Source organism: Neobacillus sp. NPDC093182, from assembly GCF_044754045.1.
In genome coordinates this window covers 588,633-604,316 of record NZ_JBIVOI010000001.1, presented here as the reverse complement: position 1 = coordinate 604,316, position 15,684 = coordinate 588,633, and the positions used below count along the sequence as shown (strand labels likewise).

The window sequence follows — 15,684 nt, the reverse complement described above, 5'->3', positions numbered from 1 at the left end:
GGAGGACTCGAGATGACAATAAATGATGATGTTTTAATTTTAGGAAGTGGGATCGCTGCACTGCAGTTAGCCTCGCTTTTAAATAAGGATTTGAATGTGAGGATACTCACAAAGGACAAAATTAGAACAGCCAATTCTTATCTTGCTCAAGGCGGTATTGCCGCGGCGATCGGCGAGCATGACCATCCAAGTAAACATATTGCTGACACACACGAAGCAGGAAGATATCACAATAATCCAGAGGCTGTTGAGGAAATCATTTATGCTGCACCTAGGCTGATTAAGTTCATTTCTGAACAAGGATCTGTTTTTGATAAAAATACAGAAGGTAAATTGCTGCTCGGAATGGAAGGGGCACATAGCGAAAAGCGAATTGTTCATGGCGGCGGAGACGCGACAGGAAAAAATGTAGTCGAGTTCCTTATTAGCACGCTGAAGGAAAATGTCACCATTGAAGAAGATGTTTTTGCTTATGAATTATTACTAAATTCCGAGAAACGATGCATTGGTGTCAAAGCTAAAATGCCAGATGGTACGATAAAGAATTATTACAGCCGTAATACAATCCTAGCAACAGGCGGCTGCGGGCAATTGTTTACCTATACTTCAAATGCTGATACAGTCAGCGGCGAAGGGATCGCAATGGCCTATTTAGCCGGCGCTGAAGTCGTTGATATGGAGTTTATCCAGTTCCACCCTACACTTTTATACCTAAATGGTGAAACAAAAGGGTTAATTTCTGAAGCGGTACGCGGCGAAGGCGCTGTTCTTATCACGGAAGATGGTACTCCTATTATGGAAGGTGTTCATCCACTTAAGGACCTTGGCCCAAGGCATGTTGTCTCACAGAAAATCTATGAATATCTTAAAAAAGGCAGCAAAGTATATTTAGATATTAGTAAAATTGAAAACTTTAAGCAAAGATTCCCGTCGATAACCGCCATTTGTGAAAATAATGGTCTTCAGTTATCTGAGGGGAGAATTCCAGTTGCCCCCGGCAGTCATTTTTTAATGGGAGGAATTAAAACAGATTTATATGGCCGGACTTCCATAAAGGGTCTATTTGCTATTGGGGAAGCGGCATGCACAGGGTTGCATGGTGCCAACCGTCTTGCGAGTAATTCCTTATTAGAAGGGTTATATATGGGAGAAAAGTTATCTTCAATGCTAAATGAGGCTGTATATGAAGATACACTTTGGACCGAAATCACTCGTCCATTTTCCCCGCAAGAAAAGGTAATCTTACCGAACTTACAAGATATTAAGGATACCATGATGGAACGAGTTGGTATTGTCAGAAATGAGTCTAATCTCCAATACCAGACAGCATGGTTAGATACCTTTAAGGTACACCGAATAAATAATCTTGATATTTATTCTATTGAAGAGATGACAAAGATTTTTATGTTGATTATTGCAAACTTAATTACCGAAGCTGCTCTACAACGAACAGAAAGCCGTGGTGGTCATTTTCGAAGTGATTATCCCATGGAAGACGACCATTATTGGTTAAACAAAACCATTATTCATAAAAATAGCCGGGGAATGGAGAGTAACCATGAATACATTGAAACTGCGCTCGCTACTTGAGCAATTTTTTATCGAGGATATTGGGGAACAGGATATTACCACTGATTTAATTTTTACAGACGATACAGAAGGGGAAATCGTCTTTCTCTCAAAGGATAACGGAATTTTTTGTGGAGAAGAAATTATTAAAACAGGTTTTAAACTTTTGAATAATGACATTGTAACGGAGCTTTTTGTGAAGGATGGTCAAAACATTGAGTACGGACAGAAGCTTGCAACAGCCTCTGGAAAAATAGCGGATTTATTAAAAGGGGAAAGAGTTGTTCTTAACCTCGTCCAAAGAATGAGCGGAATTGCGACCCTGACACGTCAAGCTGTTTCCACATTGGACAGTGGCCATACCAAAATTTGTGATACGCGTAAAACTACACCTGGCTTAAGAATGCTTGAAAAATATGCCGTTACAACTGGAGGAGGCTTTAATCATCGTTTTGGTTTATACGATGGGATCATGATTAAAGATAATCATATTTCGTTTGCGGGCTCGATTACAAATGCAGTTGAACGTGTTCGAACAAAAGCCGGTCATATGGTGAAGGTAGAGGTAGAAGTTGAAACAGAGGCTCAGGTGAGAGAAGCCGTCAGTGCCGGTGCAGATGTTATTATGTTTGATAATCGTACTCCAGATGAAATTAAAGAACTAATCAAATTAGTTCCTTCAGGATTCATAACGGAAGCTTCAGGCGGGATTCAATTAACCAATTTAGCTGGTTATCGTGATACAGGTGTTGACTATATTTCACTAGGATTCTTAACACATTCATATAAAGCACTCGATATAAGTGTAAAAGTTCTCTTTAGGGAAGGGGAGGTATAAACGTGAGTATTTTAGCAGCTATGCAAAAGAATAAGATGATTCCTGAAAAATATAAACAAATGTCGAAGGAAGAGTTAGAGGCTAGAGTAGTTGAAGTGAAAAACAAATTAGGCTCAAAACTTTTCATTCCAGGTCATCATTATCAAAAGGATGAAGTGATTCAGTTTGCCGATGCAACCGGCGATTCATTAAAACTAGCACAACTATCTGCTGAAAATACCGAAGCAGAATATATTGTTTTCTGTGGCGTTCATTTTATGGCGGAAACGGCAGATATATTAACAAACGATAACCAAAAGGTTATTCTCCCAGACATGCGTGCAGGCTGTTCCATGGCTGACATGGCAGACTTAGATCAAACTGAAAAGGCATGGGAAATCCTTCAGGGGATTTTTGGTGATACCATTCTTCCATTAACATATGTTAATTCTACTGCAGCGATTAAATCTTTTGTTGGTGCTCATGGCGGTGCTAGTGTTACGTCTTCGAATGCAGAGACAATGGTTAAGTGGGCATTCACTCAAAAAGAACGTATTTTATTTTTACCTGATCAGCATTTAGGTCGCAATACCGCTTATGACTTGGGTATAGGTTTAGATGAAATGGCCGTTTGGAATCCAATAACGAATAAGCTTGAATACGAAGGGGATCCTTCAAAAATAAAAGTCATCCTTTGGAAAGGTCACTGCTCTGTTCATGAGAACTTTACTGTTCAGAATGTCCAAGATACACGCAGCCAATATCCTAATATGACAATCATTGTCCACCCTGAATGCCGCCGCGAAGTCGTGGAATTATCCGATATGGCTGGTTCAACAAGTTATATCATTAATGCGATTGAAAAAGCAGAGCCGGGCTCTGAATGGGCGATTGGAACAGAAATGAATCTAGTTAATCGCCTGATTATGAATCACCCTGATAAGAAGATTATTTCGTTAAATCCTGCGATGTGTCCTTGTTTAACCATGAACCGAATTGACCTGCCGCATTTAGTGTGGAGCTTAGATACACTAGAAGAGACGAATAATACGATAAAAGTCGCGCCAGAAATTGCTGAAAATGCAAAATTAGCGCTGGATCGTATGTTACAAAACGCATAATGATAAGGGTAGATGCAATTTTCACAAATTGCATCTATTTTTATATTTGATAGGTTGATTCATATTTCTTAGAAAAAAAGCATAAGTTTTTCTGAAGAATGTTAGCACTTTGCCCATCATCACATAGAATATATGGACTTATGCATAGGAGGGAAATCAGAGTGAAGATCCATATCGTACAGAAAGGGGATACTCTTTGGAAAATCGCCAAGAAGTACGGCGTGAATTTTGAAGAGCTGAAAAAGATGAATTCACAGCTCAGCAACCCTGATATGATTATGCCCGGTATGAAAATAAAAGTCCCAACTTCAGGTGGAAACATAAAAAAAGAAGCGCCTATGGGAACAAAGCCGGGGGCCACAATCAATTTAGGCGCAAAGAAAGAAATGCCGATTGCTGGGCAACCGTTTACCAAAGAGAAACCAAAAGAAATGCCGATTAAAACCGCTCCAAAGAAGGAGGTTCCAATAAAGGAAGCGCCAATAAAGGAAGCGCCAATTAAAGAAGCGCCAATTAAAGAAGCGCCAATTAAAGAAGCGCCAATTAAAGAAGCACCAATAAAAGCAGCACCAATAAAAGAGGCACCAATAAAAGAGGCACCAATAAAAGAGGCACCAATTAAAGAAGCACCAATAAAAGCAGCACCAATTAAAGAAGCACCAATAAAAGAGGCACCAATAAAAGTAGCACCGATAAAAGAAGCGCCAATAAAAGAAGCACCAAAAACACCATACACTCCAAAAATGCCCCTGCAAATCATCCCAGAAATCGACATTAACAACTATTATATGAACAACATGACCAATATGGAGGTTAAACAGCCACAACTGCCTCCAAAACCAACAAACATACTTCCTGAAATAAAAGAACCTGTAAAAGCACCGATAAAAGAACACCCAGTTATGCCTGTACATGAAGCACCTATGGAAAACCAGCTCCCTGTACAGCAGCAAATGCCGCAAGATTTTTGTGTACCTATATCACCAATAATGCCTGGAACAGGATTTTGTCCGCCGCCGCCACAATGGTGCCCGCCGCCGCCTTGTCCACCAATGTCATTTATGCCTTATCCACAGGTTCAAGGAGCGGTAATGCCGCAGGTACCTAATATGCAGCCTAATCAACTTGGACCAATGCCAGGGGTTGCAGGTGCGGAATATATGCCACATGGCTTTGATGATGAATCTTCATCCTTTATGCCGCAATTACCGATGACCAACCCAATGCAAGGAGGCTTTGGCCAAATGCCAGGCATGGATCAAATGCCAATGGGCGGCCAAATGATGGGAATGGGTCAAATGCCAGGAATGGATCAATTGACAATGGGCAGTCAAATGCCGGGAATAGGCCAAATGCCAGGAATGGGTCAAATGCCAATGGGCGGCCAAATGATGGGAATGGGCCAAATGCCAATGGGCGGTCAAATGCCGGGAATGGGCCAAATGCCAATAGGCGGCCAAATGCCAGGTATGGATCAAATGCCAATGGGCGGCCAAATGCCGGGAATGGGCCAAATGCCAATGGGCGGCCAAATGCCAGGAATGGGCAAAATGCCAATGGGCGGCCAAATGCCAGCAGGATTTGATCAAATGCCAGCAGATGATCAAACGCCTTATTTCGATGAAAGTCCAGCAGAAGTACCTGTAGGCTCACCTGCAGCGACAAATCAAGGCTGGTTCGATCAAGGTATGCAAGGAATGGGAGGACCAATGGGAGCAGGCTTCGGCCAGCCAGGAATGGGAGGACCAATGGGAGCAGGCTTCGGTCAGCCAGGAATGGGAGGACCAATGGGAGCAGGCTTCGGTCAGCCAGGAATGGGAGGACCAATGGGAGCAGGCTTCGGCCAGCCAGGAATGGGAGGACCAATGGGAGCAGGCTTCGGCCAGCCAGGAATGGGAGGACCAATGGGAGCAGGATTTGGCCAGCCAGGAATGGGAGGACCAATGGGAGCAGGCTTTGACCAGCCAGGAATGGGAGGACCAATGGGAGCAGGCTTTGGCCAGCCAGGAATGGGAGGACCAATGGGAGCAGGCTTTGGTCAGCCAGGAATGGGAGGACCGATGGGAGCAGGCTTTGGTCAGCCAGGAATGGGAGGACCAATGGGAGCAGGCTTTGGTCAGCCAGGAATGGGAGGACCAATGGGAGCAGGCTTTGACCAGCCAGGAATGGGAGGACCAATGGGAGCAGGCTTTGACCAGCCAGGAATGGGAGGACCAATGGGAGCAGGCTTTGACCAGCCGGGAATGGGAGGACCAATGGGAGCAGGCTTTGACCAGCCAGGAATGGGAGGACCAACGGGAACGGGCTTCGGCCAGTCAGGAATGGACGCCCCATATGGACAAATGCCATTTGGTTACCCGCAGATGGGTCCAGCACCACAAGTAATGGGAGCCCAAGATTTTGAGTCACCTGAAATGGGAATGCCTTTTGGAGGCGGTCAAATGCCATCCATGCAGCAGCAATTTCCTGCGCAGGGAGGCTTACCAGTCGGAGCAGGTGGCGACTGTGGCTGTGGCGGACCAAAACCACAAGCAATGCCGCAGCAAAACTTTATTCCGCCCACGCCTCCAATTTATAGCGCACCATATACAGGACCGGGAAACGTAGCACAGCCTCCATTCATGAATCCCTATGGTATGGGACCAATGGACGGGATGATGCGTTACGATGAAGATGAAAGCAATGAGTATGACTTTTAATCAAAAAGGAGACGATGATTATTTCATTCGTCTCCTCTCTTATTTACGTTCGCAATTTAAAGAAAATATTGTAGAAATGGTGCCCTATCGCAAAAGTGTCATTTTAATAAAAACGGATAAAAATTCTTATATGCTTAAAGGGTTCCAAACGAATAAACGACTTCGACTGCAGGAGGCATTTACCGCTACCCTTAGAAAAGAAGGTTTTTCAAAGACCTACCTTTTTGTTCATCCCCAAATAAAAGAACCACTCTTTTTTGAGGGGACCTACTTTGGATGTATGGAATACATCAACCCGAATAAAATACCTTTTTCATTTCAATCACAGAAAAATCGGCAGGAGGGGCTCGAACTTCTAGAGCAGTTCCATCAAGTAACGTCATCCTTTGAATCACGTTATCGAACACTAATCCCAAAAGGGGTAATTATTGAAAAATGGAGAGACAGAAGTAAAATTTTTTCCTCCAATGGCTCTACTTTGAAATATTTTATAAATGAAAAAATATTGGTGGAAATGATAAATTGGGCAAAATGGTCCCTAAATGGAATGGAAAAAAATCGATCTTTGTTTTTAAATGAGCCATATTGCATTCTACACGGTGACGTGGCACATCATAATTTTTTGCGTGATTCGAATGGAATATTAAATCTAATTGATTTTGATTTAATTAGTATTGGTCCAGCATCCTTAGATTATTTACAATATGCGAATCGTATTCTCCCAAGCCTGGACTGGTCATTTGAACGGCTGGCTCAATTTCCACAATATGAAGAACTGTTGAATGAGCAGGCATTTTTACACGCTTTAGCATATCCTGCAGATATTTTCCGCGAATGGAACAGGCTTATTCGTGAAGGTTCGTATAGAGACCATAAAAAATATAATCAAATCATGGATTTAACAATTGGTCAGTTTTATTCACGGAAAAAATTTATTGATCGTTTAAAAATGCTAACAAACTGATTTTCATGGTCTAATCTGGCAGAATGAATTCCCCTCAAAGCTCACAATCTAACCATGAGCATATTTATTTATGCTCATGCATCCTAGCGAGGGGGTTTTTTGCTTGAACTTGAAACAGTGGATCATTCCTCTGTCCGCCTTACTAGCTGTTGGGCTGTCAGGCTGTGCAAATGATAACCGTGCTGCTATGGACAACGATAACAAAAATATGGGACAGCCGGTGGGCTACTATTCCGATGAAAATCATAAAAACGGCTCCAATGGAATGCCAGGGGACAATGATGGTCCATTCACAGAATTAATGGACCACAATCTTGGTGTTGAAAACCAAACAAATAATGAAGAACGAAGGAAGCAGTTTAGCAAAAGAGATGAAAATGGAAATCCACCGAACCCAACAAAACCGCTCGCAAACCATGACCATAACTTTTTCCAAAGAGACAATCAGTTTAGTACCAGTGACGCGAATTACCATGGTCATTTGAATCAACGATTAGGAAACACAGGGACGACCACTAAACCTGAATCGCAAGATCGAATAACAGAAAGAATTAAAAGCAGAGTGGCAGACGTTGAAAATGTCCGTGAAGTCCGCTCCGTTCTTTATGGTAATTCTGTTATGGTTTCGGTTAAATTAGAAAACAGTAAGTATACTGAAGAAACAAAAAGAGCTATCCAGGACGCCGTTCAGCCATTAGCTGGTGGAAAATCTGTTCAAGTCATCATTGATGATGGTGCGCTGGGACGTGAAGGTAACAGAAACAATGATTCCCAACCTTTAGAACCTAATAGCCGTAAACCTGGAAAATAAAAATGTAAGAGAGGCAAAGCCTGAAAATATGCTTTGTCTCTTTTCATTTTTACCAAAAAGGATAAAAAGGGAAAATAAGGCTAAACTAGTACTGAAGATGAGTTAGATCTCTAATAATAAGAGGTGATTATGCATGAGGTTCAATTGGGTAGCTCAGTATCGGCTTGGTTTAGCCTTTGTTACGGTTGTTCTCTTCATGTCTATCGGAATGGTGCCAGGAATACTAGAAACTGGTTTCGCCGAACAAATGGAAAACCATCATGATCAGCAAAAGTCGGAACCTCAGCAATTGACCATAATTTTGGAAAGAATCTATCTTGATGGTGAAATAAGCGAGGAAGTAATTCTTGATTCTTACTGGTCTATTGAAAACTTTTGGGCCAAATATGATCAATGGCAGTTAGTTGACATTGATGAATCAACTATGGTGTTTAGAAAACAAGTGGATGATATTTCACCGTTACTAAAAGCGAATGGCTATTTTGGAATAACTGAAGATGGCGTGTTGACCATTTATAATGGCCGCCCTGATCCATCCCGAATCATTCAATCTTTTTTTCAGATAGATGTGAAAAAGCTCGAAAGCAAAAAGCAAGAAGAGCTGATTCAAGGTATTCCTATCAAAAATAGAGACCGTTATGTAGAGGTACTAGAAACATTTAAACCTTATTCGATGCAGGAATAATCATACCCTAAGAATTTAAGGCTTCATGAATCATTCATGAGGTCTTTTTTTGCGTAATCAATAAGATTTCGCTCTCCCTAACCCAGCATCATCCTATTTTCTCATCCTAAAGTTGTAGATAAAGTTCAAGCTTTTTTCTGAGGGAAGTATTTCCAAAATCCTTTAAGCTAAAGACATCAAGTTAAACACTTAAAGGAGCGATTAAAATGAAAAAAGTGGTTATGATTACAGGTGCCTCTAAAGGCTTAGGAAGAGCATTAACACTAGCATTTGCGAAAGAAGGAGCAAAGTTAGCGATTTGTTCAAGAACAGCAAAAGGGTTGTCAAATGTTAAGGAAGAAGCAGAAGCATTAGGTGCAGAAGTACTTGCAGTTACTGCAGACATTTCACTAACTAGAGATGTAGAACGGTTCGTCGCCATGACAGAGGAGGCATTTGGTCAAATTGATATTCTCATAAACAATGCTTCGATTCTCGGGCCAAGTCCAATGCCGCTGCTGCTCGATTACCCTGAAGAGGACTTTGCTGAAGTCTTACGAGTTAATTCCATCTCGCCATTCCTCGTAACAAGAAGAGTGATTCCTGGAATGCTACAGCGCAATCATGGCTCTATTATTAATGTAACTTCAGAAGCAGGGCATGTGGGCTATGCTGGCTGGGGGGCATACGGTATTTCTAAATTTGCTGTGGAGGGTCTAACTGAAACCTGGGCAGATGAACTAAGCTCAACGAATGTAAGAGTCAATATGGTTGATCCGGGAGAAATGGATACAGACATGCACAGATTAGCGGTTCCAGACTGTGATTATCCATTAGCAAAACCAGAGGATGTCGTTAACGTGTTTTTATACCTAGCTTCAGATAAGTCAGTCGGAATAACAGGGCAGCGATTTGAAGCTCAAGAGTTTACAGGGGAGGGATTATGATGGAAGCAACCGCTTTTGATTTTTATTTACCTTCCGAGTTAAATGCTTCTCATCCACCTGAACGGAGGGGCATTCGAAGAGATCATGTTAGGATGATGGTTTTAGACAAAAAAACAGGTTCTGTCAGCCATGACCAATTCTTCCGACTTGCTGATTATCTAAAGCCAGGAGACTTGGTTGTCATGAACAGCAGCCGAACGGTACCCGCTATTTTAAACGCAGGTTTATATAGAAATACGAAACGTATCCAACAAGAAGTTGAGATTAGATTAGCAAGACGACGCAATGAAGATACTTGGGACGTCTTAATCGTGACGGATGACGTTAGATTGGGTGATATCCTACAATTTTCTGCCCATTTATCTGCCGTCATAATCGATATGAAAGAGGGCTCGCCACTAAAAACCATTCTTTTCTCAAAAAAAGGAACAGACCTTTTCAATTGCATATATGCACTCGGGGAACCAGTTCGCTATGAATATATTCATAACAAGTGGGATCTGGATTATTATCAAACGGTATTTGCCAGCCATCCAGGCTCAGTAGAAATGCCTTCCGCTGGCAGAGCTTTCAGCTGGGAACTGCTATTCAACCTACAGAAGAAAGGGATTGAGCTTGATTTTATTCAGCTTCATACGGGTCTTAGCTACCTGTTGGATGACGAGTTGGAGACATCGCCAGCTGATAATTACGAAGAATACCATCTATCTGAAAAAACCATTGAAAAAATTCGTAAAACAAAAGCGTCAGGCGGCAGGGTAATTGCAGTTGGTACTACGGTGGTAAGAGCCCTTGAAAGTGCAGGGATTACCGGTGCATTGAATGGGGTAACCAATCTTTACATCAATCAAAATTTCAAGTTGAAAATGGCAGATGGCATTATTACAGGTCTCCATGAACCAAAGGCAAGTCATCTGGATATGCTTACTGCGTTTGTACCTCAAAATTTGTTATGGAATGCCTATGAAGAGGCAATTGAGCAGCGTTACTTGTGGCACGAATTTGGGGATATGAATCTAATTTTATAAAGGGGAATAACTATGCGCTTGCACCATTTTGCGATTGAAGTAAAGGATTTGGAAACATCGGCATCATTCTATCAAAAATATTTTGGTCTTCAGGAAGAAAGACGTTTCCTTTTTAACGGAGAGAAAATAATCTTTTTAAAAGCAGATGACTTTCGGCTGGAACTCATTTCTAGTACAGAACAGTCATCTAGTAACCCTCCATCCGTTCACCTGTGCTTTGAAGTAGACAGCATAAATGAGGTAACCAAATCTTTTAATGAAAATGGCATTTTTGCAATCGAAGGCCCCTATAAGCTAGAAAATGGCTGGAAAACTGTTTTTTATCAGGGTCCTGACAATGAGGTAATCGAGTTCATACAGATTGGAGGAAAAGCTGACAAATAAAACGTCAGCTTTTTCGTTACTTCCTGCTTGCCTATAAGATTGAGCTGCGACTATGATTTAATCAATAGATACAAAATTGGGAGAGGTTTAGATGTCCAGAAACGAAGAAATCGGTATCTTAAAAGAAATTGCTGAACTCTTGAATGAAGGCACAGATTCGAAGGCGGTTTTAGCAGGGGTATTAAGAAAACTTCTACACCTGACCGGGCTGCAATCGGGCTGGATTTTTTTAATCGATGAAAAAGGGGCACATCAGCTGGCTGCGAAAGAGGCGTTACCTGAGCCTTTATCACAAAACCATAACCAAAGAATGTGTAAGGGAGATTGCTGGTGTGTCAGTCGATATAATAGCGGGAAATTGAATAAGGCGGTTAATATTATCGAATGTCAAAGAATCGAAAATGTAATCCTCGAAAACGCGGGAGACACAGGCGGTTTGACACATCATGCTACAGTCCCGTTAAGAGCGGGGAATGAGCGATTTGGATTATTAAATGTTGGATCACCTAATAAGACTCACTTTCAAAAAGATGAACTGGCCTTACTTGAGGCTGTTGCCTTTCAAATTGGAACCGCACTAAAAAGAATAAAATTAACGCAACGAGAGCAAGAGACTGCACTCATTTCTGAACGGAATCGACTTGCCAGAGATTTGCATGATTCTGTGAATCAATTACTTTTCTCACTTAGTCTAACTGCTAGGGCTGGCAGAGAAATGACAGATAACGAAGAGGTTCAACAAACCTTCTCCTATATTCAGGATCTGGCCCAGGACGCGCTTGGAGAAATGAGAGCACTGATTTGGCAGCTAAAGCCGCAGGGACTTGAAAATGGAATAGTTAGTGCACTAAGCAGTTATGCTGAAATGCTGGGTTTAACCATAGATGCAAAATTAACAGGGATCTCAAGCTTTCCGGAAAAGATAGAGGAAACCCTCTGGAGAATCGGACAGGAAGCGCTTGGAAATTGTAAAAAGCACTCACAAACAACACATGTGTCATTATTTTTAACCAGAAGCAGTGATTCAGTGACGATGACGATTCAAGATCGGGGCTGCGGCTTCTATTATGATGAGAGTTTTGAACTTCCATCGTTCGGATTAAAAAATATGAAAGCACGAACAGAGGCGTTAAACGGGATGTTCCATATAAGGAGCGAACCAGGAAAAGGAACAGAGATTCAAATACAAATTCCAATTTAGGGGGAGAAATGATGGGGATTCGTATATTAATCGCAGATGATCATCATGTGGTGAGACGGGGACTGGCTTTTTTTCTAAGAACACAAAAAGATATTGAAATTATTGGAGAAGCGGGAAATGGCAGAGAAGCGGTTGAACTCGCACGAACGTTGAAACCTGACCTCATTCTCATGGATCTCGTAATGCCGGAAATGGACGGAATACAAGCAACAAAAATGATAAAAACGGAAATGCCGGAAATAAAAATCATGATGCTGACCAGTTTTTCTGATCAAGATCATGTCATTCCTGCTCTAGAAGCAGGTGCCTCTGGCTATCAATTAAAAGACATCGAACCTGATGAATTAATCAATTGTATTAAAAAAATCATGAGCGGTGAAAATCAGCTTCATCCAAAAGCCACCTCTCATCTGCTTGCTAATTTATCCAATAAAGAAAGCAATGAAAGAAATTTAATGGAACAGCTGACAAAAAGAGAGCTAGATGTTCTTAAGGAAATTGCCAAAGGAAAGAGTAATAAGGAAATAGCTTCTTCATTGTTCATTACTGAAAAAACCGTAAAAACGCATGTATCTAACCTCCTGGGAAAACTTGAATTAGCAGACCGTACGCAAGCAGCTCTTTTTGCGGTTAAGAATCAGCTTGTGGAGTAACTGGCGGCCAGATCAGGTCGCTATTTTATTTTAACTGAAAATTTTTATTCTTTTTCTTCACAGCTATCTTTTTCAAATCTTTTATATTTATATGATAGAATGGAGTACATGAAACGCTGAGGGAGAGAAAGCGATTGTACGAATTTGTTAAAGGAACCGTTGAGTTTGTCGGTCCTGAATATATCGTCATTGAGAATAATGGGATTGGCTATCAAATTTCAACACCGAATCCGTTTATTTATTCTAGTAAAATGAATACTAATGTTACTGTCTATACATACCATTACGTACGAGAAGATTTAATGGCGTTATATGGCTTCGAAACAAGAGAAGAAAAGAAGCTGTTTACGAAATTGTTGAATGTTTCAGGAATTGGACCAAAAGGTGCGTTAGCCATTTTGGCATCTGGTGAAGTGCAGCAGGTGGTTTCAGCGATTGAAAATGAAGATGAAAGCTTCCTTGTAAAGTTTCCTGGTGTCGGCAAAAAAACAGCAAGACAAATGATTCTAGATTTAAAAGGGAAATTGCAGGATATCGTTCCTGATTATTTTCCAAATTTATTTAATGCAGATACATTTCAAACTGCAGCAGAGCCGGCCAATAATGCTTTTGAAGAGGCAGTACTTGCTTTGAAAGCACTTGGCTATTCAGACAGAGAAGTGAAAAAGATTTCACCTGAGTTACGAAAAGAACAGCTGTCAACCGACCAATATATTAAAAAAGCCCTGCAGCGGCTTTTAAAATAAGGTGATTAGTCATGGATGAGAGAATTATTTCTAGTGAAGCAAACCAGAACGAACTCTCCTTAGAGCAAAGCCTCAGGCCTCAGAACTTAAGACAATACATTGGTCAAGATCAAGTCAAAAAAAGTCTTGAGATATTTATTGAGGCAGCAAGACTCCGCAAGGAAACATTGGACCATGTTCTTCTTTACGGACCTCCTGGATTAGGAAAGACGACACTTGCTGTCATTATTGCCAATGAAATGGGTGTAAACATTCGTACCACCTCAGGTCCTGCTATTGAAAGACCTGGTGATTTAGCCGCTATTCTTACCGCACTTGAACCAGGAGACGTTTTGTTTATTGATGAAATCCACCGTCTTCCAAGACAGATTGAAGAGGTTCTTTATCCAGCAATGGAGGATTTTTGTCTGGATATCGTCATTGGCAAAGGGCCAAGTGCTCGTTCCGTTCGACTGGACCTTCCGCCGTTCACACTTGTTGGGGCTACAACAAGGGCGGGCTCCTTATCTGCACCACTAAGGGATCGATTTGGAGTTTTGAGCCGTCTCGAGTATTATAAGGAAGACCAATTAAAAAATATTGTTCTAAGAACAGCTGATTTATTTGAAACTAAGATTGACGAGCAGTCAGCTGCTGAGATTGCTAGGAGAGCTCGTGGAACCCCAAGGATTGCCAACCGGTTACTACGAAGGGTAAGAGATTTTGCACAAGTGAAGGGCAATGGAGAAATTGACCTAGCTTTAGCAAGGGAATCATTAGAACTATTACAGGTAGACAAACTTGGACTTGATCATATCGATCACAAGCTGTTAAAAGGAATTATTGAAAGATTCCGTGGAGGACCTGTCGGGCTTGATACGATTGCTGCGTCGATTGGCGAAGAATCTGAAACAATCGAAGACGTTTATGAACCATATTTACTGCAAATTGGCTTTTTACAACGTACGCCACGAGGTAGAATGGTAACCGATTTAGTCTATCGCCATTTTGGCATGGAGCCGCCAAAACAGTAATTTTTGATAAGTAGGGATGTATTTTATGAAGGTAGATTTATTTGATTTTCATTTGCCAGAAGAGCTGATCGCACAAGTTCCGCTGCAAAATCGGACTGACAGCAGGCTAATGGTAGTGAATAAGGAAACAGGCGAATTGAAGCATGATATTTTTAAAAATATTAGTGAATACTTGCGTGAAGGGGACTGCCTCGTATTAAATGATACAAGGGTACTTCCAGCACGCCTTTTTGGTGTGAAGAAAGATACCGGTGCCAAAATTGAAGTATTATTATTGAAGCAGCTAGAAGGAGATCAGTGGGAAACGCTTATCAAGCCTGCCAAGCGTGTGAAAGAAGGAACTGAAATAGATTTCGGTGACGGATTGCTGACAGCCGTTTGTACCGGAACCTCCGATCATGGCGGAAGAGTATTAGAGTTTCATTACGATGGTATTTTCTATGAAATGCTTGATCGATTAGGAGAAATGCCGTTACCTCCCTATATTAAAGAGCAGCTCGATGACAGAGAACGATATCAAACGGTATTTGCCCGTGAACCAGGATCGGCTGCAGCCCCAACTGCAGGTCTTCATTTTACCGAAGAGCTGTTGAATGAAGTGAGAGATAAAGGCGTGCATGTTGCGTTTATTACCCTCCATGTAGGACTTGGAACGTTCAGACCTGTAAGTGTTGATGATGTTCTAGAGCATGATATGCACTCAGAGTTTTATATGATTACCGAAGGAACTGCTCGTTTACTCAATGAAGTCCGTCAAAATGGCGGAAGAATCATTACCGTCGGAACGACATCAACCCGGACACTTGAAACCATTGCAACTGACAACAATGGTGCCTTCATTGAAAGCAGTGGCTGGACCAATATTTTTATTTATCCTGGGTACGAATTTAAGGCAATAGATGGAATGATTACGAATTTCCACTTACCAAAATCCACGTTGATTATGCTTGTTAGTGCGTTAGCTGGAAGAGAAAATATTTTGCATGCCTATAATACAGCTGTAAATGAGCGTTATCGCTTCTTCAGTTTTGGCGATGCGATGTTCATCATCTAGGTTAACGTTAAGG

At 41.5% G+C, this 15,684-nt stretch carries 14 protein-coding genes and 2 pseudogenes; 15 read left to right on the top strand and 1 reads right to left on the bottom strand.

From position 1 onward, the window contains the following. Positions 1 to 12: 12 nt before the first annotated feature. From nadB to ACIQAA_RS03215, 4 genes and pseudogenes are all read left to right on the top strand, one after another. A complete protein-coding gene (gene nadB / locus ACIQAA_RS03230; protein WP_402614882.1) occupies positions 13 to 1,590 on the top strand; it encodes an L-aspartate oxidase in 1,578 nt (525 codons plus the stop codon). Continuing rightward, positions 1,559 to 2,407 carry a carboxylating nicotinate-nucleotide diphosphorylase gene (gene nadC, locus ACIQAA_RS03225; protein WP_402614879.1) on the top strand — a complete coding sequence of 283 codons (849 nt, stop codon included), beginning with the start codon at positions 1,559 to 1,561 and terminating at the stop codon, positions 2,405 to 2,407. Before nadB ends, nadC begins: the two co-directional genes overlap by 32 nt. A gap of 2 nt (positions 2,408 to 2,409) precedes the next feature. Further along, a complete protein-coding gene (gene nadA / locus ACIQAA_RS03220; protein ID WP_402614876.1) occupies positions 2,410 to 3,507 on the top strand; it encodes a quinolinate synthase NadA in 1,098 nt (365 codons plus the stop codon). 98 nt (positions 3,508 to 3,605) lie between these two features. Next, positions 3,606 to 3,755 (top strand): annotated as a pseudogene (locus tag ACIQAA_RS03215) (LysM peptidoglycan-binding domain-containing protein); the annotation flags it as partial. A 245-nt stretch (positions 3,756 to 4,000) separates the two neighbouring features. Here ACIQAA_RS03215 and ACIQAA_RS03210 read toward each other — a convergent pair. Further along, positions 4,001 to 4,267, bottom strand: a pseudogene (locus ACIQAA_RS03210) (pentapeptide repeat-containing protein); the annotation flags it as partial. Positions 4,268 to 6,174: 1,907 nt separating this feature from the next. Between ACIQAA_RS03210 and ACIQAA_RS03205 the strand changes: the two are divergent. The 11 genes from ACIQAA_RS03205 (at position 6,175) to queA (ending at position 15,671) form a co-directional block, all read left to right on the top strand. Beyond that, positions 6,175 to 7,170, top strand: coding sequence for a phosphotransferase (locus tag ACIQAA_RS03205; protein ID WP_402614873.1), 996 nt, complete (start codon positions 6,175 to 6,177; stop codon positions 7,168 to 7,170). Between the two features lie 103 nt (positions 7,171 to 7,273). Next, complete coding sequence (locus ACIQAA_RS03200) at positions 7,274 to 7,981, top strand: YhcN/YlaJ family sporulation lipoprotein (RefSeq protein WP_402614870.1); 708 nt, start codon at positions 7,274 to 7,276, stop codon at positions 7,979 to 7,981. A gap of 133 nt (positions 7,982 to 8,114) precedes the next feature. Then, on the top strand, positions 8,115 to 8,666 hold the full coding sequence (locus ACIQAA_RS03195; RefSeq protein ID WP_402614867.1) for a BofC C-terminal domain-containing protein: 552 nt from the start codon (positions 8,115 to 8,117) through the stop codon (positions 8,664 to 8,666). A gap of 206 nt (positions 8,667 to 8,872) precedes the next feature. Continuing rightward, complete coding sequence (locus tag ACIQAA_RS03190; protein WP_402614864.1) at positions 8,873 to 9,592, top strand: SDR family NAD(P)-dependent oxidoreductase; 720 nt, start codon at positions 8,873 to 8,875, stop codon at positions 9,590 to 9,592. Further along, on the top strand, positions 9,592 to 10,620 hold the full coding sequence (locus ACIQAA_RS03185; RefSeq protein WP_402614861.1) for an S-adenosylmethionine:tRNA ribosyltransferase-isomerase: 1,029 nt from the start codon (positions 9,592 to 9,594) through the stop codon (positions 10,618 to 10,620). Before ACIQAA_RS03190 ends, ACIQAA_RS03185 begins: the two co-directional genes overlap by 1 nt. A gap of 12 nt (positions 10,621 to 10,632) precedes the next feature. Beyond that, complete coding sequence (locus tag ACIQAA_RS03180) at positions 10,633 to 11,004, top strand: VOC family protein (protein WP_402614859.1); 372 nt, start codon at positions 10,633 to 10,635, stop codon at positions 11,002 to 11,004. Between the two features lie 91 nt (positions 11,005 to 11,095). Continuing rightward, positions 11,096 to 12,205, top strand: a complete 1,110-nt coding sequence (locus ACIQAA_RS03175; protein ID WP_402614856.1) for a GAF domain-containing sensor histidine kinase — start codon at positions 11,096 to 11,098, stop codon at positions 12,203 to 12,205. An 11-nt stretch (positions 12,206 to 12,216) separates the two neighbouring features. Further along, a complete protein-coding gene (locus ACIQAA_RS03170; RefSeq protein ID WP_402614853.1) occupies positions 12,217 to 12,858 on the top strand; it encodes a response regulator in 642 nt (213 codons plus the stop codon). A gap of 134 nt (positions 12,859 to 12,992) precedes the next feature. Continuing rightward, positions 12,993 to 13,604: a Holliday junction branch migration protein RuvA gene (ruvA, locus tag ACIQAA_RS03165; protein WP_402614850.1), complete on the top strand. Its 612-nt coding sequence runs from the start codon at positions 12,993 to 12,995 to the stop codon at positions 13,602 to 13,604. Between the two features lie 11 nt (positions 13,605 to 13,615). Continuing rightward, positions 13,616 to 14,617, top strand: coding sequence for a Holliday junction branch migration DNA helicase RuvB (gene ruvB, locus ACIQAA_RS03160; RefSeq protein WP_402614847.1), 1,002 nt, complete (start codon positions 13,616 to 13,618; stop codon positions 14,615 to 14,617). Between the two features lie 25 nt (positions 14,618 to 14,642). Beyond that, positions 14,643 to 15,671, top strand: a complete 1,029-nt coding sequence (gene queA, locus ACIQAA_RS03155; RefSeq protein ID WP_402614844.1) for a tRNA preQ1(34) S-adenosylmethionine ribosyltransferase-isomerase QueA — start codon at positions 14,643 to 14,645, stop codon at positions 15,669 to 15,671. Positions 15,672 to 15,684: the final 13 nt, after the last annotated feature.